Origin of the sequence: Glycomyces dulcitolivorans (genome assembly GCF_003265355.1) — a bacterium.
GTDB lineage: Bacteria > Actinomycetota > Actinomycetes > Mycobacteriales > Micromonosporaceae > Glycomyces > Glycomyces dulcitolivorans.
In genome coordinates, this window is record NZ_QFRW01000299.1 from 1 (window position 1) to 25849 (window position 25849).

Genomic DNA, 25849 nt, shown 5'->3' on the forward strand with positions numbered 1-25849 from the left:
CTCGCGGCGGCGCGCCGCCGCGAGGTCCTCGGTCCCGTTCTCCTGCTGGGCCGCCTTGCTGCGCTCGCGGCGCGCGGCCTCGCGGTCGCGCGCCCCGTTCTCCCTGGCCCGGTTGTCCTCTCCCGCCTCCGCGGCCTCGCGGACGGTGCGCCCGCGGGGCGTGTAACGGCGCGCCCGGCTGATCGAGGAGGGGTCGCGGCGCCGTCGGGGGTCGGATTCGGTCATGGAACTCCCTACTCCTCGTTCCAGGGCACCTCGACGGTCTCCCCGTCGGGGAGGTACAGGAACGTCACCATGTCCGGGTGGACCATGCCGAAGCGGGAGGCCTCGGCCTCCAGGTTGTTCGGCGAGTTCAGGTTCGTCAGCTCGTCGGCCAGCGCCTGCTCGGTCTGGTCCAGCTCGTTCGCCTGCGTCCGCAGCTCCTGCAGGTGGTAGGCGTCCTCGTTGATGACCGTGTTGAGCAGCAGCAGGCCCACGATGCCGGCGACGACCAGGCCGACGATGCCGCCGACGAACGCCGGGCGCGGCACCTCGACCGGCTCGGGCGCCGGCCTGGCGGCCGGGCGCTCGGCGGTCTTGGTGCGCGGGATGACGACCGTCTCGCGCTGCGGCGCGGCCGGGGCCTCCACCGGAGGCAGGTCGATCGGGACCGTCTCGGGCTGCACCGCCAGGTTCCCGTCGAAGGCAGGCGCGTCGGCGGCGGCGTCGCCCACGAGGGATCGTCGGCGCGAGGACGCGGCGCGGGCGCGCCGGCGTGCGGCCTTGATGATCTCCTCGGGGTCGGCCTGAGCGCGACGGTACTGGTCGCTCATGTTGCGCCTCCTGCTCGTGTGGACGGTGCGATGCGTTCGGCCGCGCGGAGCCGGGCGGGCGCCGATCGCGGGTTCCGATCGAGTTCGGTCTGGGTCGGTTGCTGGGCCTTCTTCGTAAGGAGTCGAAAGGTGGGCTCGGTGCCGGGGAGGTCGACGGGCAGGCCCGCCGGGCTGTTGGACTTGGCGCGCTTGGCCAGTTCCTGCTTGGTGATGCGGTCTTCGAGCGAGTGGTAGGACAGGACGACCACGCGGCCGCCGGGGTTCATGACGTCGAGTGCGGCGGGCAGGGCCCGCTCCCAGGTCTCCAGTTCCCCGTTGACCTCGATCCGAAGCGCCTGGAAGGTGCGCTTCGCGGGGTTCCCTCCGGTGCGCTTGCCGGCCTGCGGGATGGCGTCCTTGACGAGTTCGGCGAGGACGCCGGTGGAGGTGATCGGGGCCTGCGCTCGGGCCTTGACGATGGCGGAGACGACGCGGGTCGCGAACTTCTCCTCGCCGTAGACCCGCAGGAGGCGCACGAGCTCACCCGGTTCGTAGGTGTTGACGACGGTCTCGGCGGTGAGGTCGTCGTCGGGGTTCATGCGCATGTCCAGGGGCGCGTCCTGGCTGTAGGCGAAGCCGCGTTCGCGCTGGTCGAGCTGCATCGAGGAGACGCCGAGGTCGAACAGCACGGCGTCGAGGGCCTTGAAGCCGTTGGCGCGCAGGACGTCCGGGATCTCGTCGTAGACGGCGCGGGCCGGGATGAACCGGTCGCCGAAGCCGGCGAGGCGCTTGGACGCGAGTTCGAGGGCGTTCGGGTCGCGGTCGACGCCGATGACGGTGAGGCCGGGGTGCGCGGTCAGGAGCGCCTCGGTGTGGCCGCCGGCGCCGAGGGTGGCGTCGACCGCCAGCGCGCCGGGCCGGGATGCGGCGGGCGCGAGGTAGTCGAGGACCTCGTCGAGCATGACGGGTACGTGCGGAGCGTCGTTCATTCCGCTCACCTCCTTCTCACAGTCCTTCGGGCAGGTCGCCCTCTTCGATGTCGGCGAAGGCCTCTTCCGAAGCCTCCAGGTACTCGTCCCAGGTCGGGGCGTTCCAGATCTCGACCCGGTTCGAGGCGCCGATGACGACCAGGTCGCGGTCGAGTCCGGCGTAGTCGCGCAGGCGCTGGGGGACGGTGACGCGGCCCTGCTTGTCGGGGACCTCGTCGTGGGCCGAGGCGAAGAACACGCGCGTGTAGGCGCGGGCGGTCTTGCTCGACATGGGGGCCTGCTGGAGGGATTCGGCGATGCGCACGAACTCCGCTTCGGGGAACACGTAGAGGCAGCGCTCCTGGCCCTTCGTGATCACGACTCCCTCCGCCAGTCCGTCCCGGAATTTGGCGGGAAGGATCACGCGGCCCTTGTCGTCCAGGCGCGGGGTATGGGTGCCGAGGAACATCGGCGCCACCCCCCGTGACTCTCAGGCTGCGCGGCCTCCCCGACCGCGCCGGCGGGTCACCTGCCCCGCCAGTGCGCCCCACCTTACTCCACTCTCCCCCACCTTTGGGGGTTGTTTCCGCGTGGCATCCGTGTTGGGTGCGGCGTCGGGGCTGGTCAGCGACGGTGGAGGACAGTGGAGTGACGGTTGCGCAACAGGGGGCGCGAAAGGTGAGTTTCACTCATTGTTCACCCGCCCGAGTGGCATGGGACGCAGGGGATCCGACGCTCGGCGACCTCGGGGGCACGCTGCGTGACCGACATCGGGTACGGGCCGTCCCCGATCGGTCACTGTGGAGTGATGGGCCCGGTCGCGGCGGGGTGCGGGGGGCGGCGCTGCGGTCCGGCGCGGCAAGGGCATTCGCGTCCGTCACTGCCCGACCGGGCCGAACGCGGGCGGCCTCACGGCGAGCGGCCGCTCGTCACGCCTTCGGGGACCCGTGTGACAAACTCTTGGCATACTCGTCGAGTCCGTTCAAGCCGAAAGCGAGCCCGCATGAGCGCGAATCTGACCCCACGCGCGAAATTCGCCACCACGCTCCTCAGGACCGCGGCCGCGCTCTCGCGCGCCACGGGCCGGGGCGACGGGTCGGTGATCGGCGGCCGAGTCGGATTGATCGTCGAACCCAGGCTCCTGGAGCTCCTCGCCGAGGGGCGCCACGTGGTGCTCATCTCCGGCACCAACGGCAAGACCACGACGACGCGGTTCACGACCGCGGCGCTGGAGGCGATCGGCCGGGTCGCGACGAACTCGTTCGGCGCGAACATGCCGACCGGCCACACCACGGCTCTCGCGAAGGCCCCGAAGGCCGAGTACGCGGCCCTCGAATGCGACGAGCACTACCTCGGGCAGCTGCTGGACGCGGCCCGCCCGAAGGTCGTGGCGCTGCTCAACCTCTCCCGGGACCAGCTGGACCGGGCCATGGAGGTGACCGCGCTCGCCGCGAAGTGGCGCCAGACGCTCCAGGCCTCGGCCGGGCAGACCACGATCGTCGCCAACGCCGACGACCCGCTCATCGTGTGGGCGGCGTCGGTGTGCGAGCGCGTCGTGTGGGTCGCGGCGGGCCAGAGCTGGACCGCGGACTCGGCGATCTGCCCGAACTGCGGCGCGCACCTGGACCGCTTCGGCGAGTTCTGGCGCTGCACGAACTGCGGCCTGAACCGGCCGAGCCCGCAGTGGTCGGTCGCCCACCAGGGCGAGGCCGTGGTGGGCCCGGACGGGCGCCGCTACGACCTGCGGCTCCAGCTGCCGGGCCGGGTGAACCGCGCGAACGCGGCGACCGCGCTGGCGATCGCGAGCCTGTTCGGGGTCGACCCGGCGCAGGCCGCGCCGCGCCTGACCGAGGTCGCGTCGGTCGCGGGCCGGTACGCGAAGGTCGAGCGCGACGGGCGCCACCTGCGGCTGCTGCTGGCGAAGAACCCGGCGGGCTGGCTGGAGTCGTTCGACATGATCGACCCGGTCCCGCCGGTGGTCCTGTCGCTGAACGCGCGCGAGGTCGACGGCTTCGACACCTCGTGGATCTACGACGTGGACTTCACGTCCCTGGCCGGGCGCAAGGTCGTCGTGACCGGCGACCGGCGCACCGACTTGGCCGTGCGCCTGGAGGTCGACGGGGTCGACTTCCTGGTGGTCGACGACATCCGGGCCGCGATCGCGGCGGTGCCGCCGGGCCCGGTGGAGGTCGTCGCGAACTACACGGCGTTCCAGGACATCCGCGCCGAATTCAACCGGGTCAACTAGCGAGAGAGAGCGACCGACCGTGGCACTGAGCACCCTGCGCATCGTCTGGCTCTACCCCGACCTCCTGTCGACCTACGGGGACCGGGGGAACCTGCTGGTCCTGGCCCACCGGGCCCGCGCCCGCGGGATCGACGTGGAGCCCATGCAGGTCCGCAGCGACCAGCACATCCCGCACACCGCGGACATGTACCTCATCGGCGGCGGCGAGGACGGCCCGCAGGCCGTCGCGGCCGACCGGCTCCTCCAGGACGGCGCGCTCAGCCGCGCCGCCGAGGCCGGGAAGCCGATCCTCGCGATCTGCGCGGGCTACCAGCTCCTCGGCGCCTCGTTCTACGCGAACGGCCGGGCCTACGAGGGCCTGAACATCCTCGACCTGCGCTCGGACCGCGGCCCCTCGCGCGCGGTCGGCGAGATCGCCGGCGAGTCGCACCCGCAGCTGGGCATCGGCCCGATCACCGGGTTCGAGAACCACGGCGGGCGCACGCACCTCGGCGAGGCCGTGCAGCCGCTCGCGCGCGTCACGGCCGGCGTCGGCAACGACGGCACGACCGAGGGCGCCTGGGCGGGGCACGTCATCGGCACCTACATGCACGGCCCGGGCCTGGCGCGCAACCCGAAGCTCGCGGACCTGCTGCTGGCGTGGGCGATCGGCGTGGACCCCGCGCAGCTGCCGCCGCTCGACGACGGCTGGCCCGAGCGGCTGCGCCACGAGCGGTTCACCGCGCTCCAGACCGCGGCCCAGTAACCCGGCACGTGGTCTGCTCACATTAGGCTGGGCAAAACACCCAGACCCAGTTAGTTTTGTCAGGCAACTAACTGACCCCTTTTCGCGTGCGTGGCCCTCGGCGACGCCTGCGAGCCGTGAATGTGAGGAGCCCCCATGGACTGGCCCCGAGGCCTCGACGGCCTGAGCTACGGTGGGGACTACAACCCCGAGCAGTGGCCCGAGGAGGTCTGGGACGACGACGTCCTCCTCATGCGCGAGGCCGGGGTCAACCTCGTCACCGTCGGCGTCTTCTCCTGGGCGCGGCTCGAACCGCGCGAAGGCGAGTACGACTTCGGCTGGCTCGACACCGTCCTCGACAAGCTCCACGCCGGCGGCATCCGCGTCAACCTCGCCACCCCGACCGCCTCGCCGCCGCCGTGGTTCACCCTCGCGCACCCCGACGCGCTCAACACCCGGCCCGACGGGGTCCGGCAGGTCCACGGCTCGCGCGACACGTACGACGTCTGCGCGCCCGCCTACCGGGAGGCGTCCCTGCGCATCGCCGCCGCCCTCGCCGAGCGGTACGCCGAGCACCCCGCGCTCGCGATGTGGCACGTGCACAACGAATACGGCTCCGCGTCGTACTCCGAGCACGCCGAGCGGGCGTTCCGCGTCTGGCTGGAGGAGAAGTACACCACCGTCGATGCCCTGAACGCCGCGTGGTGGGGCTCGTTCTGGAGCCAGCACTACGGCGAATGGGACCAGATCCTGGCCCCGCGCGCGACCCAGTACCTCGCCAACCCCGCGCACGAGCTCGACTTCAAGCGCTTCACCTCCGACGCGATGCTGGCGCACTACAAGGAGCAGCGCGACCTCCTGCGCGAAGCGAACCCCGAGGTGCCGATCACCACCAACTTCGTGTTCGGGCAGTGGGTCCCGGTCGACCCGTGGAAGTGGGCCGGCGAGGTCGACCTCGTCGCGTTCGACTCCTACCCCTCCGCGCCCGACCACCGCGCCGAGCAGCAGAGCGCCCTCCACGCCGACCTCTCGCGCTCCTGGGCCGGCGGCGGGGACTGGCTCCTCATGGAGCAGGCCTCGGCCAGCGTCCACTCCAAGGACGGCGCGATCGCCAAGAGCCCCGGGCGCATGGCCCGGCACTCGATGATCCACATCAGCCGCGGCTCCAAGGGCGCCCTGTTCTTCCAGTGGCGGGCCGGGCGCGGCGGCGCCGAGCAGTGGCACTCGGCGCTGCTCCCCCACGCGGGCAAGAACACCCGCATGTTCCGCGAGGTCGTCGAGTTCGGGAACACGCTCCCGGGCATCGCCCACACGATCGGCGAACCCGTCGAGGCGACCACGGCGATCCTGTGGAGCCCCGACTCCTGGTGGGCCACGTCCGGAGCGCACCTCCCGGCACCGATCGACTACTTGGAGAACGTCGCCCAGATCCACCGCGTCCTGCGCGACCGCGGCGTCGTCGCCGACTTCGCCTCCCCCGAAGGCGACCTGTCCAAGTACTCCACCGTGATCGCCCCGACGACCTACGTCCTCTCGAAGGCCGCCGCCGAGAACCTGCGCTGGTTCACCGCCGGAGGCGGGCGCCTCGTCGCCTCCTACCTCACCGGCGCCGTCGACGAGCACTGCCAGGTCTGGCTCGACGGCTACCTCGGCGGACTCACCGACCTGTTCGGCATCCGCGTCACCGAGCACCTCCCCCAGCCCGCGGGCGAGCGCCGCGCACTGTGGAACTTCGGCGCGGCCGAGCGGTTCTGCGAACTCGTGGAACTGCGCGGCGCCCAGTGCGTCACCCAGTACGCCACCGGCGACCTCATCGAAGGCCGCCCCGCCGTCACCGTCAACCCGTTCGGCGAGGGCGAGGCCTGGTACGTCTCCTGCAAGCTCGGCGACGACGCCTGGGACCGCCTGTTCGAGGAACTCGAACTCACCGGCCCCGGCGGACCCGGCCTCGACGTCGTCGACCGCGGCGAATGGCGCTTCATCGTCAACCACACCGAGAAGGAGGCGCAGGTCGGGCACGTGATCGTCCCGGCCGGCTCCTGGGCGGTCGACAAGAGGCAATAGACCCGTTTCGGCCCGCCTCCGCGGAGGCGGGCCATACGCTCGCTCCTATGACCGAGCAGCGGGCCAGCGCGGCGAACATGAGCAAGAAGGAGCTGTACACGCTCTTCGGCGCGCTCATGCTCACCATGCTCCTGGCCTCGCTCGACCAGACCATCGTCGGCACGGCCCTGCCGACCATCGTCGGCGACCTCGACGGCATGGGCGACTACACGTGGGTCGTCACGGCGTATCTGATCGCGACGACGGCCTCGACCCCGTTGTACGGCAAGCTCTCCGACCTGTACGGGCGGCGGCCGGTCATCCTCGTCGCGATCGTCATCTTCCTCGTCGCCTCCGCGCTCGCGGGCCTGTCGCAGAACATGCTCCAGCTCATCCTGTTCCGCGGCCTCCAGGGCCTGGGCGGCGGCGGGCTCATCTCGCTCGCGTTCACCGTCGTCTCCGACGTCGTCTCGCCGCGTGAGAGGGGCAAGTACCAGGGGTTCTTCGGCGCGGTCTTCGGCATCTCGTCGGTCGCCGGGCCCGTGCTCGGCGGCTGGCTCTCCGAAGTGGACTGGCGCTGGATCTTCTACATCAACCTGCCGGTCGGCCTGGCCGCGATGATCGCGGTCGACCAGGTCCTGCGCCGCCATCACTTCCCGACCCGGCCCCGCAGGATCGACTGGCTCGGCGCGGCCTGCCTGGTCCCGGCCGTGGTGTGCCTGCTGCTGGCCGTCACGTGGGGCGGGAGCGACTACGCGTGGGAATCAGCCGTCATCATCGGCCTGTTCGCCGCCTCGGCGGTCCTGACCGCGGCGTTCATCGTGGTCGAGACGCGGGCCGAGGAGCCGATCCTGCCGCTGCGGATGTTCCGGCAGGGCACGTTCGCGCTCGCGAGCGTCATCGCCCTGATCTTCGGCGTCGGCATGTTCTCGGGGATCGTGTACATCCCGCTGTTCTTCCAGATGGTGCGCGGCTACTCGCCGACGTCCTCGGGCCTGCTGATGATCCCGATGATGGCGGGCATGGTGCTGACCTCGGTGTCCTCGGGGTTCGTGATCTCCAGGCTCGGCCGCTACAAGTGGTTCCTGGTGGCGGGCTCGATCGTGATCACGGCCGGGCTGGGGCTGTTCACGCAGCTGCACGTGGACACGCCGCTGTGGGTGTCCAGCCTCTTCCTGCTCGTCCTCGGTATCGGCATGGGCATGTTCATGCAGCCCTTGGTGCTCGCGATGCAGAACATCGTGCGGGTCGAGGACCTGGGCGCGGGCACGAGCACGAACAACTTCGCGCGCTCGCTCGGCGGTGCGGTCGGCACGGCCGTGCTCGGCGCGGTCATGACCTCGAAGCTGAACGACGAGCTGGCCGCGAACCTGCCGGGCGCGGTCGCGCAGCTGTCGCCGCAGGAGGCGGCGGGGTTCAGCGAGACGGACCTGTCGGCGGTCATGGAGTCCCCCACGGTCGTCGCGCACCTGCCGGAGCCGGTGCGGATCGTGGTGCAGCAGGCGTTCACCGACGGCCTGGACCTGGTGTTCCTGGTCGCGGCCTGCATCGCGGCGGTGACGATCGTCCTGACGCTGTTCATGCCGAACCTGGTGCTGCGCGGCGCGAAGCCGCCGGTCGAGGACCCCGACGCGAAGGCCTGCGAGGTCCGCGCCGAGACCGCCCCTTGACACGTTTTCGAGAGTTCGACACTAGGAGGAATCGCTCATGGAAGTCCTGATAGTGGGCTCGGGCAACATGGCCCGGGGCATCGGCCTGCGGCTCGTGCGCGGCGGCCACCAGGTCCGCATCGCCGACCGCGAGCCGGACAAGGCCGCCGACCTGGCCGCCGAGCTCGGCGACTCGGCCGTCGGCGAACCGCTCAACAACGCCGCAGGAGCCGAGGTCGTCGTCCTGGCCACGCCTTACGAGGGCAGCAAGCAGGTCGCCGAGATGTGGGCCGGCGACCTCGCCGGCAAGACCGTCATCGACATCTGCAACCCGGTCGACTTCGGCACCTTCGACGGCCTCGTCACGCCCGCAGGCAAGTCCGCGGCCGAGGAGATCGCCCAGGCCGCCCCCGGCGCCCGGGTCGTCAAGGCCTTCAACACCACCTTCGCGTCCCGCCTCGCCGAGACGCTGAAGCTCGACGTGTTCATCGCGGGCGACGACCCCGAGGCCAAGCAGACCGTCGTCAACCTCTGCCTCGATGCCGACCTCCGTCCGATCGACGTCGGCGGCCTCAAGCACGCCGCCGCCCTCGAAGCGTTCCAGCTCCTGCACATGAAGGTCCAGGACCAGATCCAAGGAGGCTGGTCCACCGCCCTCACCATCGCCGCCGCCTAACGGACACCAAAACGGCTGGGTCGCAGCGCGATGCGCTGCGGCCCCGCCGTTCCGCTGTCACAAGGTCGAGTCAACCGCTGAGCCAAGGGTTGTCGTCCATGACCAGCCGCGCGGTCTGGCCGTCAAGCAGGGTCGGCGGCGTCTCCGTAGAACATCGCCTGGATGTCGGGGTCGACGTCGAATACCGCCTCGTCGTACTCGACTTGCCCTTTCAGACAACCGAACACCACCAGCCGGTCGCGGTGCGGAACAAGATCGACGATCGGCTTGCCCGCCTCGACAATGACGATGCGTTCCCCTCGGGACGCGCGCTCGATCAGCTGAAACAACTGGGTCGTTGCCTCGTGGATGTTCACGACATACGTCATGCTCCGAGGATAAGTCGTGGAGGACTGGTCCGCCGGTCTCGGCGCAGTCGCGCCGGGACCGGCGGAGGGGTCAGAGGATGGCGGTGACTCCGCCGTCTACGGCGAGGGTCTGGCCGGTGATGAAGGAGGCGGCGTCGGTGGCGAGGAAGACGACTGCGCCGGCGATCTCGGGTGGGCGGCCCCAGCGGCCGAGGGCGGTGCGGGTGCGGATCCAGTCGGACCACTTCGGGTCGGCGACGAGGGCGGCGTTGACCTCGGTTGCGAAGGGGCCAGGGGCCACGGCGTTGACGGTGGTGCCGGTGGGGCCGAGGTCGGCGGCGAGGGCGCGGGTCAGGCCGTCGAGGCCGGCCTTGGCGGTCGCGTAGGAGACGTCGCCGACGCGGCCGAGCTGGCCGATGACCGAGGAGACGTTGATGATCCGGCCGGGTCTGCCGCGCTCGGCCAGGCCCGCGGCCACGCGCTGGGCGAGGGCGTAGGCGGAGACGAGGTGGACGTCGATCATGCGGGCGAGCTCGGCCGGGGTCACCTCGTCGAGGCCGCGGCGGTCGCGGTGGCCGACGTTGTTGACGAGGATGTCGACCGGGCCGAACCGTTCGAGCGCGCGCCCGGCGGCCTCCTGGTCGGTCACGTCGAACGCGGCGGCGACGACGTCGAGTCCTTCGTCGCGCAGGCCCGCCGCGACGGGTTCGACGGTGGCCGGGTCACGGCCGTTGACCGCCACCCGGGCGCCCGCGGCCGCCAGGCTCCGGGCCATCTCCAGTCCGAGTCCCCGCACCGAACCGGTCACCAGGGCGCTCCGCCCCGCGAGCGAGAAATCCGTGGGGTCGACCATCGCATCACTCCTTACTGAAACAGTCGTTTCAGTGAGGCTAGCGCGGTCGGATCAGGGGTGCACCGGTCGGGGCCTCCTTGTGGCCCTTGAGGAGCCAGAGGCCGTAGGCGAGGAAGGCCAGCGCGATCACCACGTGCATGGCGAAGGGAACGGGTTCGGCGGTGAGGACCTGGGTGAAGTCGCCGGCGGGCCGAAGCGGACGAGCTGGATCGCGGCGGCGAGGATCAGGGCGCGGGACTTCGAGGTGGTGATGGCGGCGTCCTTGTTCGAAGGGAGGGACGCCTCAGTTTAGGACGGGTCGGCGACGCGGATTCGGAAGCCGATGGCGCGGTAGGCCGTTTCGGTCAGCAGGGACTGCTTGGGTTCGGCGATGTCGCCGAAGTGGACGGCCGGTTTGAGCTTGGCGAGACGCGGGTCTTCGAGGACGCCCTCGACGACGCCGCCGGTGACCAGGACGTCGAACTGCGCGTTGCCGAGGACCGCGAAGACCGCATCGCGGGCTCGTTTCTCGGCCGCGTGGGCCTGGCCCTCGCGGCGGCGCGCGAAGCGCTGCTGGGACTGGCCGCCTGCTTTGGTCTTGCCCTGCACGTAGGCCGAATCGGTCTTGGAGGTCTGGATGCGACCGTCCCTCAGGATGCCTACCGAGAACGCGCCTTTGCGGGCCAGGAGGACGGCGATTGCACGGGGCTCCAGGGCGTAGTCGCGGAGGTGTTCAGCGGCCTTCTCGGGATCGTCGTCGAGGAGCCAGCCCGCAGGGAGGCCGTCGGCCAGCGCCCATTGGACACCGGCCGACGCTCCTTCGTTCGATTCGATCGTCCAGGCGTTGCCTTCGGCGTGGTGGGCGGCGATGCCGCCGTTCCGCGCCGCGAAGTTCGCGACCCACTTGGGGAGGCGTTCGGGCTCGACCTCGACGATCCTGCCTCCGCCGGCGGCGGGGCGGATCTTGACCATCTAGACGTTCCTGCGCTTCATTGTTCAAGTCCGACTTCGTCAGACGTTGAACCCAAGTGCGCGGAGCTGGTCGCGGCCGTCGTCGGTGATCTTGTCGGGGCCCCACGGCGGGATCCACACCCAGTTGATCTTGAGGTCGGCCGCGAGGCCGCCCTCGGCGCCGGAGCACAGGGCCGAGCGGGACTGGTCCTCGATGACGTCGGTCAGCGGGCAGGCCGCCGAGGTCAGGGTCATGTCGAGGGTGACCACGTTCGTCTCGTCGACGTGGACGCCGTAGATCAGGCCCAGGTCGACGACGTTGATGCCCAGCTCGGGGTCGACGACGTCCTTCATGGCTTCGAGGATGTCGGCCTCTTCGGCCTTCTTCGCGGTGTCGGTCATGCGTCGGTCCTTCCGGGGATCGAGGCTTCTGCTCGGACCAGGGCGTCCTTGAACGCCATCCAGCCCAGGAGCGCGCATTTGACGCGCATCGGGTACTTCGAGACGCCCGCGAACGCGACGGCGTCCTCCAGGGTCTCCTCGTCGCCTTCGGCCTGGCCCTTGGAGTTCATGAGTGCCGTGAACTCGGCCAGGCGGGCCAGTGCGTCATCGACCGTGGAGCCGTTGACCAGCTCGTACATCACCGAGGCGGAGGCCTTGGAGATCGAGCAGCCGACGTTCTCGTAGGAGACGTCGGCGACCTTGTCGCCGTCGACGTGGACCCGGAGGGTGATCTCGTCGCCGCAGGTCGGGTTGACCTGGTGGGACTCGCCCTCGTAGGGTTCGCGCAGGCCGGCGCCGCGGGGGCGCTTGTAGTGGTCCAGGATGACTTCCTGGTAGAGCTCGTCGAGATTCATCAGCCGAACACCTTTCGCACCTTGCCCAACGCCTCCACGAGGCGGTCTATTTCCTCGTGGGTGTTGTACACGTACGCCGAGGCGCGCGTGGTGGCGTTGACGCCGAAGCGGTCGCAGGTGGGCTTGGCGCAGTGGTGGCCGACCCGGACTGCGATGGCCTCGGAGTCGAGGACCTGGCCGACGTCGTGCGGGTGCACGCCCTCGAAGGTGAACGAGACGGTCGCAGAGCGGCCGATCGGGACGCGCGGTCCGATGATCGTGAGGCCGTCGACCGTTTCGAGCTTCTCCAGCATGTACCCGGCGAGCTCCTTCTCGTGGGCGCGCACGTTCTCCATGCCGAGGCCGTCGAGGTAGTCGACGGCGGCTGCGAGGCCGACCGCTTCGGCGATCGGCGGCGTGCCGGCCTCGAACTTGGCGGGCGCGTCGGCGAAGGTCGTCTTCTCCATGGTGACGGTCTTGATCATGGAGCCGCCCGTGAGGAACGGCGGCATGGCGTCGAGCAGGTCCGCTTTCGCCCACAGGACGCCGATGCCGGTGGGGCCGAGCATCTTGTGGCCGGTGAAGGCGATGAAGTCGACGCCGAGGCCGGCGACGTTCACGGGGAGGTGCGGGACGGACTGGGAGGCGTCGAGGCCGACCAGGGCGCCCACTTCACGGGCCCGCGCGGTGATCTGCGAGGTCGGGTTGACCGTGCCGAGCAGGTTCGCGACGTGCGTGAACGAGACGATCTTGGTGCGCTCGGTGATGACCTCGGGGATCGCCTCCAGGTCGAGGCGGCCGTGGTCGGTGATGCCGATCCACTTGAGCGTCGCCCCGGTGCGCAGCGCGAGCTGCTGCCACGGGATCAGGTTCGCGTGGTGCTCCATCTCGGTCACGACGATCTCGTCGCCGGGCGCGAGGCGGAACCTCGGGTCGGCGTGCGGGTCGAGCGTGGCGTTCTGGAACGCGTACGCGAGCAGGTTGATCGCCTCGGTGGAGTTCTTGGTGAACACCACTTCGTCGGCGCTCGGGGCGCCGATGAAGGCGGCGACCCGGGCGCGGGCGCCCTCGTACGCCTCGGTGGCCTCGGCCCCGAGGGTGTGCACCGAGCGCGAGATGTTCGCGTTCGAGTGCTCGGTGAAGCGGCGCATGGCCTCGACGACCTGGACGGGTTTCTGCGAGGTCGCCGCGGAGTCCAGGTACGCGATCTGGCGGTCCCCGATCCTCCGCCGGAGGATCGGGAAGTCGGCGCGGACCGCGTCGACGTCGAGCTTGGTGACAGCCTCCACGGGCTCCTCCTGGTCTAGGCGGCCTTCGTGCCGACGTAGGACTCGTAGCCTTCGGCTTCGAGCTTCTCGGCGAGTTCCGGGCCGCCTTCTTCGGCGATCCGGCCGTCGACGAAGACGTGCACGAAGTCGGGCTTCACGTACCGCAGGATGCGGGTGTAGTGGGTGATGAGGAGGACGCCGGAGTCGGTGGTCTCCTTGGCGTGGTTGATGCCCTCGGAGACGACCCGGAGCGCGTCGACGTCGAGGCCGGAGTCGGTCTCGTCGAGGATCGCGAACTTGGGCTTGAGGAGCTCCATCTGGACGATCTCGTGGCGCTTCTTCTCGCCGCCGGAGAAGCCCTCGTTGACGTTGCGGTTGATGAACGCCTCGTCCATCTTCAGCTCGGCCATGGCGCCCTTGAGGTCCTTCATCCAGGTGCGGAGCTTGGGGGCCTCGCCGTCGACCGCGGTCTTGGCGGTGCGCAGGAAGTTGGAGACGCTGACGCCGGGGACCTCGACCGGGTACTGCATGGCGAGGAAGAGGCCGGCGCGGGCGCGCTCGTCGACGCTCATCGCGAGGACGTCTTCGCCGTCGAGGAGGACCTCGCCGCCGGTGATCTCGTACTTCGGGTGACCGGCCAGCGAGTAGGCCAGGGTCGACTTGCCGGACCCGTTGGGGCCCATGATGGCGTGGGTCTCCCCGGAGTTGATGGTCAGGTCGACGCCGTGCAGGATCGGCTTGGCGCCCTCTTCGGTGTTGACCGAGACGTGCAGGTCGCGGATCTCAAGCTTGCTCATTACTGGCTTCCTCTAGGCGGTTTCGCTGGTGGTCTTGGGCTTCAGGCTGAGGTAGACGTCGCCGTCGCGGAGTTCGACCGGGTAGGTCGGGACCGCGGTCGTGGCGGGCGGCCCGGACGGCTTGCCGGTGCGCAGGTCGAACATGGACCCGTGCAGCCAGCACTCGATCGAGCAGTCGTCGATGTCGCCTTCGGAGAGCGCCACGGCGGCGTGGGAGCACTCGTCGTAGAGGGCGAACACCTCGTCCGACTTGCGCACGAGCACGATCGACGTGCCGTGGATGTCGGCCGCGACGGGCTCGGACTCCGGCAGGTCGTCGAGCGCGCACACGCGCAGGTAATCGGTGTCGGTCATCGCGCTGCGGCCCCGGCGTCGAGGCGGGAGACGACGAGTTCGGTCAGCTCCTCGCGCAGGTCGGCGTCCGGGATCTTCTGGACGATCTCGTTGAAGAAGCCCTTGACGACCAGGCGGCGGGCCTCGGCCTCGGGGATGCCGCGCGACTGGAGGTAGAACAGGTGCTCCTCGTCGAAGCGGCCGGTGGTCGAGGCGTGGCCGGCGCCGGCGATCTCGCCGGTCTCGATCTCCAGGTTGGGGACCGAGACGGCGCGGGCGCCGTCGGAGAGGACGAGGTTGCGGTTGATCTCGTACGTGTCGGTGCCGGTGGCGGCGTCCTGGATGAGGATGTCGCCGACCCACACGGTGCGGGCGGTCTCGCCCTGGAGGGCGCCGCGGTAGTTGACGTTGGAGCGGCAGTCGGGGACGGAGTGGTCCACGAGCTGGCGCTGCTCCAGGTGCTGGCCGGTGTCGGCGAAGTAGAGCCCGTAGGCGTCCACGGAGCCGCCGCGGCCGGCGTAGTCGACCGACAGGTACTGGCGGACCAGGTCGCCGCCGAGCGTGACGGCGATGTGGTCGAGCTTGGCGTCGGTGCCGAGGCGGGCCTTCTGGTGCTCGACGTGGGTGGACTCGCGGTCCCACTCGGCGAGGACGACCAGGCGCAGGTGCGCGCCGTCGCCGACCGAGATCTCCACGTTGTCGCCCAGGCGGGCCAGGCCGGTGTGGCGCACGATCAGGGTGACGTCGGCGTGGTGGCCGACCTCGATGAACGTGTGCGCCCAGGTGGCGCCGTCGATGCCGCCGCCGGTGACGTCGATCCAGACGGGCTCGGACACGGCGGTCTCGGGCGCGACGGCGACGAGGAGGGCCTTCTCGGTCCTGGCCCAGGCGACCGCGCTAGGGCGGTCGAACGGGGTCAGGATCGAGCCGAGCCGCTTGTCGTCCTTGCCGACGGCTTCGGCGGTGACCCCCGCGGGCAGGCTGCGGACCGCGTACTCGGCGGCCTTGGCGGCCGCCGGGGTGTCGGTGCCGTCGAGTCCGGCGAGGCGCTTGACGGGCGTGTACCGCCAGTCCTCCTCGCGGCCGTTCAGGGCCGGGAACTCCTCCGGGTCGAAGGACCGCAGCAGCTGCGACTTCGTCTTCGGGGGCACCTCGCCGAGGCCGTGCGTGTGCGGCTTGGGCGCCACTTCAATGCTCATAAACTCTGGTTCCTAGTCCGGGCCGGGTCGCTTAACCGACCGCGCCTTCCATCTGGAGCTCGATCAGGCGGTTGAGCTCCAGGGCGTACTCCATGGGGAGCTCCTTGGCGATGGGCTCGATGAACCCGCGGACGATCATCGCCGCCGCCTCGTCCTCGGTGAGCCCGCGGCTCATGAGGTAGAACATCTGGTCCTCGCCGATCTTGGAGACCGTGGCCTCGTGGCCCATGTCGACGTCGTCCTCGCGGATGTCGACGTACGGGTACGTGTCGGAGCGCGAGATGGTGTCGACCAGGAGCGCGTCGCACTTGACGGTGGACTTCGAGTGGTGCGAGCCCTCGTCGACCTGGACCAGGCCGCGGTACGAGGTGCGCCCGCCGCCGCGCGAGATCGACTTCGACACGATGGTCGAGGAGGTGTGCGGCGCGGCGTGCGTCATCTTCGCGCCGGTGTCCTGGTGCTGGCCCGCGCCGGCCATGGCGACCGACAGGACCTCGCCCTTGGCGTGCTCGCCGACCATGACCACGGCCGGGTACTTCATGGTGACCTTGGAGCCGAGGTTGCCGTCGACCCACTCCATGGTCGCGCCCTGCTCGGCGATGGCGCGCTTGGTGACCAGGTTGTAGACGTTGGACGACCAGTTCTGGATGGTCGTGTAGCGGACGCGCGCGTCCTTCTTGACGATGATCTCCACGACCGCCGAGTGCAGCGAGTCCGAGGAGTACACCGGGGCGGTGCAGCCCTCGATGTAGTGCACGAACGAGCCCTCGTCGGCGATGATCAGCGTGCGCTCGAACTGGCCCATGTTCTCGGTGTTGATCCGGAAGTAGGCCTGGAGCGGGATGTCGACGTGGACGCCCTTGGGCACGTAGATGAACGAGCCGCCCGACCAGGTCGCGGTGTTGAGCGCGGCGAACTTGTTGTCGCCGACCGGGATCACGGAGCCGAAGTACTCCTTGAAGATCTCCGGGTGCTCGCGCAGGCCGGTGTCGGTGTCCATGAAGACGACGCCCTGCTGCTCCAGGTCCTCGCGGATGGAGTGGTAGAGGACGGTCGACTCGTACTGGGCGGCGACGCCGGAGACGAGCTGCTGGCGCTCGGCCTCGGGGATGCCCAGCTTGTCGTAGGTCTTCTTGATGTCCTCGGGCAGGTCCTCCCAGGACTCGGCCTGCTTCTCGGAGGCCTCGACGTAGTACTTGATGTTGTCGAAGTCGATGCCCGAGAGGTCGGCGCCCCAGTTCGGCATGGGCTTGCGCCCGAACAGTTTGAGGCCCTTCAGGCGCAGGTCGAGCATCCATTCGGGTTCGCTCTTGCGCGCGGAGATGTCGCGGACGACCTCCTCGGTCAGCCCGCGCCGCGCGTTCGCGCCGGCGACGTCCGAGTCGGCCCAGCCGTACTCGTAGCGTTCGAGGGAGGCGAGCGCCTCCTCCTGGCTCAGCGGCTCGCTCTTCTGCGTGTCGGTCATCTGAAGTCTCACCTTTGACCTGTCGGGTTATCGGTCTGCGCGCGCGGGGTCGGGCAGCGGAACGGATCCGCCTCCCCTGGCGCCGTCCGCGGCCGTGCGGCCGCGGTTCTTGCCGGGCACGTGGGTGGTGCACACCCCGTCCCCGTTGGCGATCGTCGCCAGGCGCTGGACGTGGACGCCCAGCAGGCGGCTGATCACCCGCGTCTCCGCCTCGCACAGCTGCGGGAACTCCGCGGCCACGCCCGCCACCGGGCAGTGGTGCTGGCAGATCTGCCCGCCCGAGGCGATGACGGACGCCGTGGCGGCGTAGCCCTCGCTCGACATGGCGGTGGCCAGCGCCTGGGCGCGTGCCATCGGATCGTCCGAGTCGACCGCGTCCAGGGCGGCCCGGCAACGGGCTTCCAGGCGCGCGACCTGCTCGGCGGCGAAGCCGCTGACGGCGCCCTCGCCTTCGAAGCGGCGGATCCAGCGCAGCGCCTCCATCGCGAGGTCGTCGTAGGTGTGGCCGAGGTTGGTGCGGGCGGCGGGCGTGAGCTGGTAGCTCTTGGCGGGCCGTCCGCGTCCGGCGGTCTTGACCACGCGGGTCTCGACCTGGCCTTCGGCCTCCATCGCGTCCAGATGGCGGCGGGTGGCGGTGGCGGTGATGCCGAGGTCCTGCGCGAGGTCGGCGGCCGTGGCGTGGCCGCGTTCGAGCAGGTGGCGGGTCACTCGGCGGCGGGTGTCCCCGTCGGTCGAGTGGCTCGTCGCCCTCGTCACCATTTCCACAATACAAATGTTACCTAATTCGCATGGGGCCGTCGAGATGGCCGACGGTGAGACGGGGCACGCAGGTTTGCCTAACCTCACAACGGTTCGGGACGGCCCGGCCCACACCGGGCCACCCGGCCCGACGCCGGGTATTCACCGGAGGTTAGGTTCGCGGCGTGAACCTGTTGCAGCGGTGGTTCAGCAAGCCCGGCGCCGTGCGCCGATGGGCGCTGGCCAGTGTGATCGCGAACGTCGGCATCATCGTGACCGGCGGCGCGGTGCGCCTGACCGAGTCGGGCCTGGGCTGCCCCGAGTGGCCCAAGTGCACGACCGACTCGCTGGTGGCGACCCCTGAGATGGGGATCTACGGGGCGATCGAGTTCGGGAACCGGGTGCTGACGTTCGCGCTCGTGGCGGTTGCCGTGGGCGCGCTGCTGGCGGCGTGGCTGCGGGTGCCGCGGCGCGCGTCGCTGGTGAAGCTGGCGTTCGGGGTGTGCCTGTACGTCCCGGTCCAGGCGCTCATCGGCGGCATCACCGTGTGGACGGGCCTGAACCCGTGGATCGTGGGCCTGCACTTCCTGGCGTCGATCCCGCTCGTGGCGCTCTCGGTGGCGCTGTACGTGCGCTCGGGCGAGCCCGACGGGGAGGTCGTCACGCTGGTCCCCCGCGCGGTCGTGCTGCTGGGCCGCGGCCTGGTGGGCGTGGCCGCCGCGGTGATCGTGCTCGGCGTGGTCGTGACCGGCTCGGGCCCGCACGCCGGCGACGCCGACACCCCGCGCAACGGCCTCGACCCGGCCCTGATGTCGCAGCTCCACGCCGACCTGGTGTGGCTGCTCGTGGGCCTGACCGTCGCCCTGATCGCGGCACTGCACGCCGTCAAGGCCCCCGAGAAGGCGATCCGCACGGCGTACGCGCTGCTCGCGGTCGAGCTGCTCCAGGGCGTCATCGGCTACACGCAGTACTACCTGGACCTGCCGGAACTGCTGGTCGGGCTGCACATGCTCGGCGCGGGCGTCCTGTGGGTCACCGCGGTCGCGGTGCCGTTCAGCCTGCGCAAGCGCGAGCCGAGCGCCGACGCGGTGCCGCTCCACTACGAGATCCACGGCGAGCGCGACGGCGACCGGATCGTCGAGCGCGAGGCCGAGCCGGCCTAGCCGGGAATCACTTCGACGGCAGCATGGTGGGTGCCGAGGAGTTTCGCGTCGCCGGTGAGCAGCGGAGCGCCGAGAAGCTCTGCCAGCGCGATGTACGACGCGTCGTAGGCGTTGAAATTGTGGCGCAGCGCCCAGGACCGCTCAGCGGTGACCGTTCCGGGGTAGCGGCGGATCGGCAGGTCGGCGAAGTCGGCTCGGGCCGCTTCGGCGTCGGATACGGAGATTCGGCCGCCGATGGCCAGGCCCCGGATCGCGTTGCCGAACTCGTAGTCGATCAGCTGTGGCGCATGGAGCGTGCGCGGCGCGGATAGTCGGCGTCGCAGTAGGTCGTTGCCTTTGCCTTCGAGCAGGATGTAGATGATGATCGAGTTGTCGACGACCAGCTCGTTCACAGGTCGCGGCCCTCGCGTGTGGCGGCCACGATGTCCGCCATCGACACGCCCGCCGAGCGGCGCGACGACCGGGCCAACACCTCGGCGACGGTGGGACTCGCGGCCTCCTCGATCACCATGCGGCGGAGGTACCCCTGAAGGCTCATGCCTTCGGCGGCAGCTCGCGCGCGGATCACGTCGAGCGACTCGTCGGGTATGTCGCGGATCTGCACGGCCTTGGTCATGGAGTCATGATAGCGAATTGCACCCATGGATACCAGATTACAAGCGCAAGTGCACCGCGGCCGCCATTGCGATCCGACCGCGTGTCGCCTTCGCATTCAGCCGCTCGAATCGGCGACGGCGTCGTCTCCGTAGGCGGCAATCATGAACTCGGCCGAGGTGGCGCTGAACTCCAGGGCGCCGTGGAAGCCGGTGCGGAAGCGGCTGGGCTCGACGATCATGACGCGGACGCCGAAGGGCGCGACCTCGTCGGCGAGGGCTTCGGGGCGGCGCACGGCCGCGACGATGTTCGCGCCCGCGTCGAGGGCGGCGAGGGCGATCGAGCGGCCGAGACCGCTGGTGGCTCCGGTGATGATCCAGGTCTGATTCGTCATGGCCCGAACGCTATGGCTTCGAGCGCGCTCGAACGCAAACCGATGTGGCGCGGTTGACAACTGAGGCGCACCGGGGACGCGGCGGTCGAGTGCGAAGCGGCATGGACGCCATAGAATCCCGGCGTGACACAAGCGCTCTCACGCCACGACCGCGTCCTCGGCAGCCTCATCGGCGGCGCGGTCGGCGACGCCCTCGGATACCAGGTCGAATTCGACGCGTGGCGGTTCATCGAAGCCGAGTTCGGCCCCGCCGGGGTCACCGAGATGCGCTACAACCGCGTCTCCGACGACACCCAGATGACCCTCTTCACCGCCGAGGGACTGCTGCTCGCGCGCCCCGGTGGCGAGGTCGAGTCGGTCCGCGAGGCGTACCTGCGGTGGCTGGAGACGCAGCGCGAGCCCATGCCGCCCTTGGCGTCCGATGGCCTCGCCGCCCAGCCGTGGCTGTACGCGCGCCGCGCGCCCGGCAACGCGTGCATCACCGGGCTCGCCCACGGCGCCCGTCCCGGCGTGAACCCGAACTCGAAGGGCTGCGGGACCGTCATGCGCTCGGCGCCGTTCGGGCTGCGCCACTCCCCCGTCGAGGCGTACGGCCTCGCCGAGCAGTGCTCGGCGCTCACCCACGGGCACCCGACCGCGGGGGCTTCGGCCGGGGCGTTCGCGATGATCGTGGCGCACTTGATGAACGGCGAGACGCCGCAGCGCGCGGTCTCCGAGACGATGCTGCACCTGCGCAGCGACTCCTCGCGCGCGGAGACGGCCGACGCGCTCCAGAAGGCGTACATGCTCGCCGGGAACGTCAAGCCCGGACCCAACACGTGCGCCCCGCTCGGCGAGGGCTGGATCGCGGAGGAGGCGCTCGCGATCGCGGTGTACTGCCTGCTGGGGACCGACGACGTGCGGGCCGGGCTCGTGGCGTCCGTGAGCCACGGGGGCGACTCGGACTCGACCGGGTCGATCCTCGGGAACCTCTACGGGGCCGCGTACGGACACGCGGCCCTCCCGAGGGAATGGTCTTCCCAGGTGGAGGGCCGCGAGGTGATCTCGGCGCTGGCGGAACTGCTCGCCGCCGAACCGGCGGTCTTAGGCGGCGGCCTTGACCGCGGCGGCGACCGCGGGGGCCACGCGCGGGTCGAGCGGCGAGGGGACGATGCGGTCGGCGGCGAGGTCGTCGGCCGCGATGTCGGCGATGGCCTGGGCCGCGGCGAGCTTCATCGCCTCGGTGATCTGCGGGGCCCCGGCGTCGAGGGCGCCGCGGAAGATCCCGGGGAACGCCAGGACGTTGTTGATCTGGTTCGGGTAGTCGCTGCGGCCGGTCGCGACGATCGCGGCGTGCCGCAGGGCGACCTCGGGGTCGACCTCCGGGGTCGGGTTCGCGAGGGCGAACACGATCGCGTTGGGCGCCATGCCTTCGAGCGCGGCCTCGGGGATCCTGCCGCCGGAGACGCCGACGAGGACGTCGGCCCCGCGCAAAGCTTCGGTGACGTCGCCGCGACGGCCGGTGCGGTTGGTGAACGTGGCGAGGCGGGCCTTGACGGAGTTGAGGCGGCCGCGGCCCTCGTGGATGATCCCGGTGGAGTCGCAGACGATGACGTCGCCGACGCCTGCTTCGGTGAGGATCTTGGTGATCGCGACGCCCGCGGCGCCCGCGCCCACGATGGTCACCGTGAGGTCGGCGGCGCGGCGGTCCTGGAGGCGCAGCGCGTTGGTGAGCGCGGCGAGGACGACCACGGCGGTGCCGTGCTGGTCGTCGTGGAAGACGGGGATGTCGAGGAGGGCCTTGAGGCGGTCCTCGATGTCGAAGCAGCGCGGCGCCGCGATGTCCTCCAGGTTGATCCCGCCGAAGGACGGCGCGATGGCCGCGACGGCGGCCACGATCTCGTCGGGGTCCTTGGTGTCCAGGCAGATCGGGACCGCGTCGACGTCGGCGAACTGGCGGAACAGGGCGGCCTTGCCCTCCATGACCGGGAGCGAGGCGGCTGGGCCGATGTCGCCGAGGCCGAGCACCGCTGTCCCGTCGGTGACCACGGCGACCAGGTTCGAGCGCCAGGTGTGCGTGCGGGCCAGGGACTCGTCGGCGGCGATGGCCTCGCAGACCCGGGCCACGCCGGGCGTGTACGCGACCGAGAGGTCCTCGCGGGTGGCGAGGGGGACGGTGGTCGAGGTCCGCAGCTTGCCGCCGCGGTGGGCGAGGAAGATCGGGTCTTGCAGGTCGATCACAGGATGTGATGGCACAGAAAGCCTCATTGCTTCGATGTGAATCGCCGACTCTGCGGAGGGTACGGATGGTCCCTGTGGTGATCGAGTGGCTGGTGATATTGCTGGGGATCTTCCCAAGAGACGGCTAGTGTAGCTCAGCCGTGACCAGCATCCGGACGGCGGCGGCGGTCCAGGCGGCCGCCTTGGCGGCCTCGTCCTCGTCCCCCAACGCTTTGGACAGGTGCACGAAGTCCGTTGCGGCCCTTTGGAGTCCGACTTTGTTGAGGGCCGCGGCGGCGGCCTCGACGCGGACGCGGGACGGCTCGCGCGAACGGCGCAGCCCTTGGTGGGCGAGGTCCGCGCACACGGAGATCGCGTCCTCGATGACGGCCGAGACCGGCTCGGAGGCGGCCGCGTCGCCCGCGGCGGCGAGGTCGGCGGAGTCGTCGCCGGGGGCGAGGTCCGGGACGACCGGGCCGTCGGCGGTGAGGATCGCGGTCGGCTCGACGATGAGCTTCCCGCGGTGGCGGTGGACGTGCCCGGCGATCGACAGCGGACCCGCCGCGAAGGCCTTCTCGGCCGCTTCGAGCGCGCCCGGGGCGGCCGAGGTGTGGGCGACCACGACGAGGGCCGAGCCGCCGTCGGGGCCGGTGATCAGGGCGTGGAGGCGCTGGGAGGCCGGGTCGTAGCCGAGGGGTTCGCACTCGTCGACCGCGAGGACGCGCAGGGACTCGGCGGCCACGCGCGGGCGCACCAGCGCGGGCGGGCGCTCGCCGAGCTCCTCGGCCAGCGCGTCGAGGTCGGTGGCGCGCAAGGAGGACGGCAGGTCGTTCCAGGCGAGGCCGAGCGGGAGGACCTGGGTCTTGGCGAGGCGGCCGGTGCCGAGCTTGAGGGCGCGGGCGGCGGTGCGGGTGGCGGCCTCGGTGACGGTGTTGCCGGCGGCGAGGGTGCCGATGCGGCATCCGGCGAGGCGGCGGGAGGCGACCTCGGCGCCGGTGACGGTCTCGTTCTCGGGGATCGGCCAGTCGCGCTTGATGGACAGGACCATGCCGGTCTCGGGCTGGGCGAGATAGAGCTCCAGGGTGCGGCGGTCGCCTTCGGTGCCGACGCGGGCGCCGAGGCCGGTGAGACGCACGAGAGTCAGCGGGGTCGCGTCGGCCTCTTCGGAGCCGAGGACGTGCGCGGCGGGCGTGCCCGTCGGGTGGGCGGCGGCGCGGGCGCGGGCGGGGATCTCGGCGAGGAGGACCGCGAGGCGGTGCGGGTCGTAGGCGGCGGAGCGGTCCTCGTAGCGCTGGAGCTGGTCGATGAGGTCGTTGACGGCGCCGGCGGGCCAGTGGGCGCGGCGGCGGGTGAGGGCCTTGGACTCGCGCTGGAGGGCGGCCCGCAGGACGGCGTCGGCTCCGGCGGCGCCGTCGAGGAGGACCTGGCGGGCGAGGTCGACCGATTCCGCAAGGGTCGCTTCGGGGTCGGCGCCGCCGACGCTGACGGTGGCCGCGTCGGCCTCGGCCTCGCGGAAGGCCCAGACGGCGAGGACGATCGCGGTGTCGCGGGCGGGGCCGGTGGCGTCGGTGTGGACGTAGCCGAGGCCAGGGACGAGGAAGCTGACGGTGGCGGCGGGGAGTTCGGCGGCGGCGGGCCGGTCGGGGCCGGGCCAGATCAGGCGGGCGGTGTACCCGGCCTTGCGGGTGGCCTCGGCGGCCTTGAGGGCGTGGGGGCCGAGGGCGTCGCGCAGCTGGTCGTCGGTGATGACCGCCGGGGTGGTGACGGCGATGGGTTCGGCTGGGGCCGTTGCGGTCTCGGTCTCGGCGGGGGCTTCGGCGTGTTCGCGCTGGTAGGCGAGGACGGCGCCGATGCGGTGGCGGCACTTGCCGGCCGCGCCGCAGGTGCAGGTGGCGGTCTCCAGGCCGCCTTCGGCGGCGAGGACGGCGGTGGCGCCGTCGGGGAAGACGGCGGTGAGGGCGCCGCCGGCGAGGGAGAGCTCGGGGACGGTCCCGGCGTCGAGGTCCTTGGCGGCGCGCTTGACCAGGCCGCGGTTGGCAAGGGCCGCAAGCGCATCTTGAGTGAGCGCGAGGAGGTCGTCTCTCACGTGCCGAGCCTTTCCGCTACGAATTCGACGAGGTGGGAGGGGGTCATCGCGCCGATGTGGGCGCCGACGTCGGCCATGCGCTTGGCGAGGTTGCGGTCGTAGGACGGGTTGGCGTCCTCGTCGAGGGCGGCGAGGCCGAGGAACTGGGTACCCTGCTCGCACAGCTGCTTGGTGGTGTGGACCAGGCGCGCCTCGCTGCCGCCCTCGTAGAAGTCGGTGATGAGGGCGACGATGGAGCGGCGCGGGTTCTCGATGAGCCCGGCGGCGTAGTCGACGGCCATGGCGATGTCGGTGCCGCCGCCGAGCTGGACCTTCATGAGCAGCTCGACCGGGTCGTCCACTTCGGAGGTCATGTCGACGACGCTGGTGTCGAACGCGACGAGGTGGGTCTTCAGGCCCGGCAGGGCGTACAGGCACGCCGCGGTGACCGCGGAGTGGATGACCGAGCTGGTCATCGACCCGGACTGGTCGACCAGGAGCACGAGCTGCCACTGCTCCAGGCGCTTCGAGGTGCGCGAGTGGAAGTGGGGGCGCTCGATGGCGACCTGCCGGTCGTCGGGGCGGTAGTGCTTGAGGTTGGCCTTGAGGGTGCGCTTGAGGTCGAAGTCGCGGGCGCGGCGGTGGTAGCTGGGGCGGCGGTTGCGGCTGCCGGAGAAGACGGTGCGGACCTGGATCGAGAGCTTCTCGACGAGCTGGCGCACGACCTCCTCGACGATGCGCCTGGCCGCGTTCAGGACCGCGGGGTTCATCAGGTGCTTGGTCTGGAGGACGGCCTTGAGCAGGGCCGGGTTCGGCTCGATGCGGGCCAGGACGTCGGGGTCGGTGAGGACGTCGTTGATCTGGTACCGCTCGATCGCGTCCCGTTCGAGGCGCTCGATCGTCTCCTTGGGGAACAGCCGGTGGATGCTGTCGAGCCAGTCCACCGTGGTCACGATCGATGCCTCGTCGCCGCCGCTGCGGTCGCTGCTCGCGCCGCGGGCGCCGCCGCGGCGGACGTCCCTCTTGCCGAGGTCGTCGTCGCGGCCGTAGAGCCAGTCCAGGGCGGCGTCGCGGCCGGCGTTCTCCTCGCTGAGGCCGCCGCAGCTGCGGTCGGCGGCGGGCCCGAGGATGAGCCGCCAGCGCTGGAGGTCGGCGCTCATGGTGTCTCCGATCCGAAGAGGAGGTTCTCGCGGCCCAGGACGGCGTCCACGCGGGCTTCGAGGGCCAGCGAGGCGGCCACGGTCACGGGGTCGACGTCGAGGCGCTTGGTCAGGTCGGCGGCGTCGCCGCCGCCTTGGAGGGCCGTGACGCGCTCGGCGATGAGGCCGCGCTCGCGCGGGGGGAACATCGCGAACGCATGGCGCAGTGCGGGAAGGGCTTCGAGGAACTCGGACTCGTTGAGGTCGCCGACGAGCTCGTCGACGGCGGCGATGACGCCCTCGTCCTCGGCCACGACCTCCTCGCGGGCGAGCGAGAAGAGCCCGGCGAGCCAGTCGCCGAGGCGGTCGGGCGCGGAGGCGCCTTCGGCCGCGGCGGCGGCGTCGGCGGGCGCGCCGAGGGCCCAGGCGA

General features: G+C 70.9%; 28 protein-coding genes and 1 pseudogene. 7 read left to right on the forward strand and 22 right to left on the reverse strand.

Annotated elements, in window-relative coordinates; genetic code table 11:
- From DI269_RS20530 to mraZ, 4 genes are all read right to left on the reverse strand, one after another.
- Positions 1–225, reverse strand: a 225-nt coding sequence (locus DI269_RS20530; RefSeq protein WP_157975120.1) for a hypothetical protein, incomplete at its 3' end; no start/stop codon positions are given.
- 8 nt (positions 226–233) lie between these two features.
- Entirely contained in the window at positions 234–812 is a 579-nt protein-coding gene (locus tag DI269_RS20535; protein ID WP_112139294.1) for a hypothetical protein, read from the reverse strand.
- Positions 809–1780 (reverse strand): 16S rRNA (cytosine(1402)-N(4))-methyltransferase RsmH, encoded by a 972-nt coding sequence (rsmH, locus tag DI269_RS20540; RefSeq protein ID WP_112139295.1) that lies wholly within the window; start codon positions 1778–1780, stop codon positions 809–811. Before rsmH ends, DI269_RS20535 begins: the two co-directional genes overlap by 4 nt.
- A gap of 16 nt (positions 1781–1796) precedes the next feature.
- Positions 1797–2228, reverse strand: a complete 432-nt coding sequence (gene mraZ, locus DI269_RS20545; RefSeq protein ID WP_112139337.1) for a division/cell wall cluster transcriptional repressor MraZ — start codon at positions 2226–2228, stop codon at positions 1797–1799.
- 534 nt (positions 2229–2762) lie between these two features.
- On the opposite strand from mraZ, the gene DI269_RS20550 reads away from it, so the two are divergent.
- The 5 genes from DI269_RS20550 to DI269_RS20570 all read left to right on the forward strand — a co-directional run bounded on the left by DI269_RS20550 (position 2763) and on the right by DI269_RS20570 (position 9099).
- On the forward strand, positions 2763–4007 hold the full coding sequence (locus DI269_RS20550; protein WP_198667595.1) for a Mur ligase family protein: 1245 nt from the start codon (positions 2763–2765) through the stop codon (positions 4005–4007).
- Positions 4008–4026: 19 nt separating this feature from the next.
- A complete protein-coding gene (locus DI269_RS20555; RefSeq protein ID WP_112139297.1) occupies positions 4027–4752 on the forward strand; it encodes a type 1 glutamine amidotransferase in 726 nt (241 codons plus the stop codon).
- A 135-nt stretch (positions 4753–4887) separates the two neighbouring features.
- Complete coding sequence (locus DI269_RS20560; protein ID WP_112139299.1) at positions 4888–6795, forward strand: beta-galactosidase; 1908 nt, start codon at positions 4888–4890, stop codon at positions 6793–6795.
- A gap of 47 nt (positions 6796–6842) precedes the next feature.
- Complete coding sequence (locus DI269_RS20565; protein ID WP_112139301.1) at positions 6843–8444, forward strand: MDR family MFS transporter; 1602 nt, start codon at positions 6843–6845, stop codon at positions 8442–8444.
- 37 nt (positions 8445–8481) lie between these two features.
- On the forward strand, positions 8482–9099 hold the full coding sequence (locus tag DI269_RS20570; RefSeq protein WP_112139303.1) for an NADPH-dependent F420 reductase: 618 nt from the start codon (positions 8482–8484) through the stop codon (positions 9097–9099).
- 122 nt (positions 9100–9221) lie between these two features.
- On the opposite strand, the gene DI269_RS20575 is transcribed toward DI269_RS20570, so the two are convergent.
- From DI269_RS20575 to DI269_RS20625, 11 genes are all read right to left on the reverse strand, one after another.
- On the reverse strand, positions 9222–9467 hold the full coding sequence (locus tag DI269_RS20575) for a type II toxin-antitoxin system Phd/YefM family antitoxin (protein WP_112139305.1): 246 nt from the start codon (positions 9465–9467) through the stop codon (positions 9222–9224).
- 70 nt (positions 9468–9537) lie between these two features.
- A complete protein-coding gene (locus DI269_RS20580) occupies positions 9538–10299 on the reverse strand; it encodes an SDR family oxidoreductase (protein WP_112139307.1) in 762 nt (253 codons plus the stop codon).
- 288 nt (positions 10300–10587) lie between these two features.
- Positions 10588–11250 (reverse strand): acVLRF1 family peptidyl-tRNA hydrolase, encoded by a 663-nt coding sequence (locus DI269_RS20585; RefSeq protein ID WP_112139309.1) that lies wholly within the window; start codon positions 11248–11250, stop codon positions 10588–10590.
- A gap of 39 nt (positions 11251–11289) precedes the next feature.
- Positions 11290–11631, reverse strand: coding sequence for a metal-sulfur cluster assembly factor (locus tag DI269_RS20590; RefSeq protein WP_198667596.1), 342 nt, complete (start codon positions 11629–11631; stop codon positions 11290–11292).
- The gene (sufU, locus tag DI269_RS20595) at positions 11628–12086 is read right to left on the reverse strand and encodes a Fe-S cluster assembly sulfur transfer protein SufU (RefSeq protein ID WP_112139313.1); all 459 of its coding nucleotides are present in this window, start codon (positions 12084–12086) and stop codon (positions 11628–11630) included. Before sufU ends, DI269_RS20590 begins: the two co-directional genes overlap by 4 nt.
- Positions 12086–13354, reverse strand: a complete 1269-nt coding sequence (locus tag DI269_RS20600) for a cysteine desulfurase (RefSeq protein WP_112139315.1) — start codon at positions 13352–13354, stop codon at positions 12086–12088. Before DI269_RS20600 ends, sufU begins: the two co-directional genes overlap by 1 nt.
- 14 nt (positions 13355–13368) lie before the next feature.
- Positions 13369–14130: a Fe-S cluster assembly ATPase SufC gene (gene sufC / locus DI269_RS20605; protein ID WP_112139317.1), complete on the reverse strand. Its 762-nt coding sequence runs from the start codon at positions 14128–14130 to the stop codon at positions 13369–13371.
- A 12-nt stretch (positions 14131–14142) separates the two neighbouring features.
- Positions 14143–14484, reverse strand: coding sequence for a non-heme iron oxygenase ferredoxin subunit (locus DI269_RS20610; RefSeq protein WP_112139319.1), 342 nt, complete (start codon positions 14482–14484; stop codon positions 14143–14145).
- Positions 14481–15662, reverse strand: coding sequence for a Fe-S cluster assembly protein SufD (gene sufD / locus DI269_RS20615; RefSeq protein ID WP_112139321.1), 1182 nt, complete (start codon positions 15660–15662; stop codon positions 14481–14483). Before sufD ends, DI269_RS20610 begins: the two co-directional genes overlap by 4 nt.
- A gap of 31 nt (positions 15663–15693) precedes the next feature.
- Entirely contained in the window at positions 15694–17127 is a 1434-nt protein-coding gene (sufB, locus tag DI269_RS20620) for a Fe-S cluster assembly protein SufB (RefSeq protein WP_112139323.1), read from the reverse strand.
- 27 nt (positions 17128–17154) lie between these two features.
- Positions 17155–17886, reverse strand: coding sequence for a helix-turn-helix transcriptional regulator (locus DI269_RS20625; RefSeq protein WP_112139325.1), 732 nt, complete (start codon positions 17884–17886; stop codon positions 17155–17157).
- Between the two features lie 164 nt (positions 17887–18050).
- On the opposite strand from DI269_RS20625, the gene DI269_RS20630 reads away from it, so the two are divergent.
- Positions 18051–19028, forward strand: a complete 978-nt coding sequence (locus DI269_RS20630) for a COX15/CtaA family protein (protein ID WP_112139327.1) — start codon at positions 18051–18053, stop codon at positions 19026–19028.
- On the opposite strand, the gene DI269_RS20635 is transcribed toward DI269_RS20630, so the two are convergent.
- From DI269_RS20635 to DI269_RS27845, 3 genes are all read right to left on the reverse strand, one after another.
- Positions 19025–19420 carry a type II toxin-antitoxin system VapC family toxin gene (locus DI269_RS20635; RefSeq protein ID WP_112139329.1) on the reverse strand — a complete coding sequence of 132 codons (396 nt, stop codon included), beginning with the start codon at positions 19418–19420 and terminating at the stop codon, positions 19025–19027. The two genes, DI269_RS20630 and DI269_RS20635, sit on opposite strands and share 4 nt — an antisense overlap.
- On the reverse strand, positions 19417–19644 hold the full coding sequence (locus tag DI269_RS20640; RefSeq protein ID WP_112139331.1) for a FitA-like ribbon-helix-helix domain-containing protein: 228 nt from the start codon (positions 19642–19644) through the stop codon (positions 19417–19419). The genes DI269_RS20635 and DI269_RS20640 overlap by 4 nt, the downstream gene beginning before the upstream one ends.
- A 96-nt stretch (positions 19645–19740) precedes the next feature.
- Complete coding sequence (locus tag DI269_RS27845; protein ID WP_198667597.1) at positions 19741–20016, reverse strand: hypothetical protein; 276 nt, start codon at positions 20014–20016, stop codon at positions 19741–19743.
- Between the two features lie 123 nt (positions 20017–20139).
- On the opposite strand from DI269_RS27845, the pseudogene DI269_RS29190 reads away from it, so the two are divergent.
- Positions 20140–20967 (forward strand): annotated as a pseudogene (locus DI269_RS29190) (ADP-ribosylglycohydrolase family protein); the annotation flags it as partial.
- Between the two features lie 132 nt (positions 20968–21099).
- On the opposite strand, the gene DI269_RS20655 reads toward DI269_RS29190, so the two are convergent.
- The 4 genes from DI269_RS20655 to DI269_RS20670 all read right to left on the reverse strand — a co-directional run.
- Positions 21100–22233, reverse strand: a complete 1134-nt coding sequence (locus tag DI269_RS20655; RefSeq protein ID WP_408612318.1) for an NAD(P)-dependent malic enzyme — start codon at positions 22231–22233, stop codon at positions 21100–21102.
- Positions 22234–22360: 127 nt separating this feature from the next.
- The gene (locus DI269_RS28710; protein ID WP_157975121.1) at positions 22361–24301 is read right to left on the reverse strand and encodes a hypothetical protein; all 1941 of its coding nucleotides are present in this window, start codon (positions 24299–24301) and stop codon (positions 22361–22363) included.
- Positions 24298–25440, reverse strand: coding sequence for a VWA domain-containing protein (locus DI269_RS20665; protein WP_112139335.1), 1143 nt, complete (start codon positions 25438–25440; stop codon positions 24298–24300). Before DI269_RS20665 ends, DI269_RS28710 begins: the two co-directional genes overlap by 4 nt.
- The coding region (locus DI269_RS20670; protein ID WP_198667598.1) for a DUF5682 family protein at positions 25437–25849 on the reverse strand (413 nt) is incomplete at its 5' end. The genes DI269_RS20665 and DI269_RS20670, both read right to left, overlap by 4 nt.

Bases quoted from the DNA above. Each gene is read 5' to 3' on its own strand.
- DI269_RS20665 (WP_112139335.1), bottom strand. From the start codon at position 25,440: ATGAGCGCCGACCTCCAGCGCTGGCGGCTCATCCTCGGGCCCGCCGCC.
- DI269_RS20550 (WP_198667595.1), top strand. From the start codon at position 2,763: ATGAGCGCGAATCTGACCCCACGCGCGAAATTCGCCACCACGCTCCTC.
- DI269_RS20570 (WP_112139303.1), top strand. From the start codon at position 8,482: ATGGAAGTCCTGATAGTGGGCTCGGGCAACATGGCCCGGGGCATCGGC.
- sufB (WP_112139323.1), bottom strand. From the start codon at position 17,127: ATGACCGACACGCAGAAGAGCGAGCCGCTGAGCCAGGAGGAGGCGCTC.
- DI269_RS20610 (WP_112139319.1), bottom strand. From the start codon at position 14,484: ATGACCGACACCGATTACCTGCGCGTGTGCGCGCTCGACGACCTGCCG.
- mraZ (WP_112139337.1), bottom strand. From the start codon at position 2,228: ATGTTCCTCGGCACCCATACCCCGCGCCTGGACGACAAGGGCCGCGTG.
- sufU (WP_112139313.1), bottom strand. From the start codon at position 12,086: ATGAATCTCGACGAGCTCTACCAGGAAGTCATCCTGGACCACTACAAG.
- DI269_RS20625 (WP_112139325.1), bottom strand. From the start codon at position 17,886: ATGGTGACGAGGGCGACGAGCCACTCGACCGACGGGGACACCCGCCGC.
- DI269_RS20575 (WP_112139305.1), bottom strand. From the start codon at position 9,467: ATGACGTATGTCGTGAACATCCACGAGGCAACGACCCAGTTGTTTCAG.
- sufD (WP_112139321.1), bottom strand. From the start codon at position 15,662: ATGAGCATTGAAGTGGCGCCCAAGCCGCACACGCACGGCCTCGGCGAG.
- sufC (WP_112139317.1), bottom strand. From the start codon at position 14,130: ATGAGCAAGCTTGAGATCCGCGACCTGCACGTCTCGGTCAACACCGAA.
- DI269_RS20585 (WP_112139309.1), bottom strand. From the start codon at position 11,250: ATGGTCAAGATCCGCCCCGCCGCCGGCGGAGGCAGGATCGTCGAGGTC.
- DI269_RS20560 (WP_112139299.1), top strand. From the start codon at position 4,888: ATGGACTGGCCCCGAGGCCTCGACGGCCTGAGCTACGGTGGGGACTAC.
- DI269_RS20590 (WP_198667596.1), bottom strand. From the start codon at position 11,631: ATGACCGACACCGCGAAGAAGGCCGAAGAGGCCGACATCCTCGAAGCC.
- DI269_RS20535 (WP_112139294.1), bottom strand. From the start codon at position 812: ATGAGCGACCAGTACCGTCGCGCTCAGGCCGACCCCGAGGAGATCATC.
- DI269_RS27845 (WP_198667597.1), bottom strand. From the start codon at position 20,016: ATGACGAATCAGACCTGGATCATCACCGGAGCCACCAGCGGTCTCGGC.
- rsmH (WP_112139295.1), bottom strand. From the start codon at position 1,780: ATGAACGACGCTCCGCACGTACCCGTCATGCTCGACGAGGTCCTCGAC.
- DI269_RS20580 (WP_112139307.1), bottom strand. From the start codon at position 10,299: ATGGTCGACCCCACGGATTTCTCGCTCGCGGGGCGGAGCGCCCTGGTG.
- DI269_RS20565 (WP_112139301.1), top strand. From the start codon at position 6,843: ATGACCGAGCAGCGGGCCAGCGCGGCGAACATGAGCAAGAAGGAGCTG.
- DI269_RS20640 (WP_112139331.1), bottom strand. From the start codon at position 19,644: ATGACCAAGGCCGTGCAGATCCGCGACATACCCGACGAGTCGCTCGAC.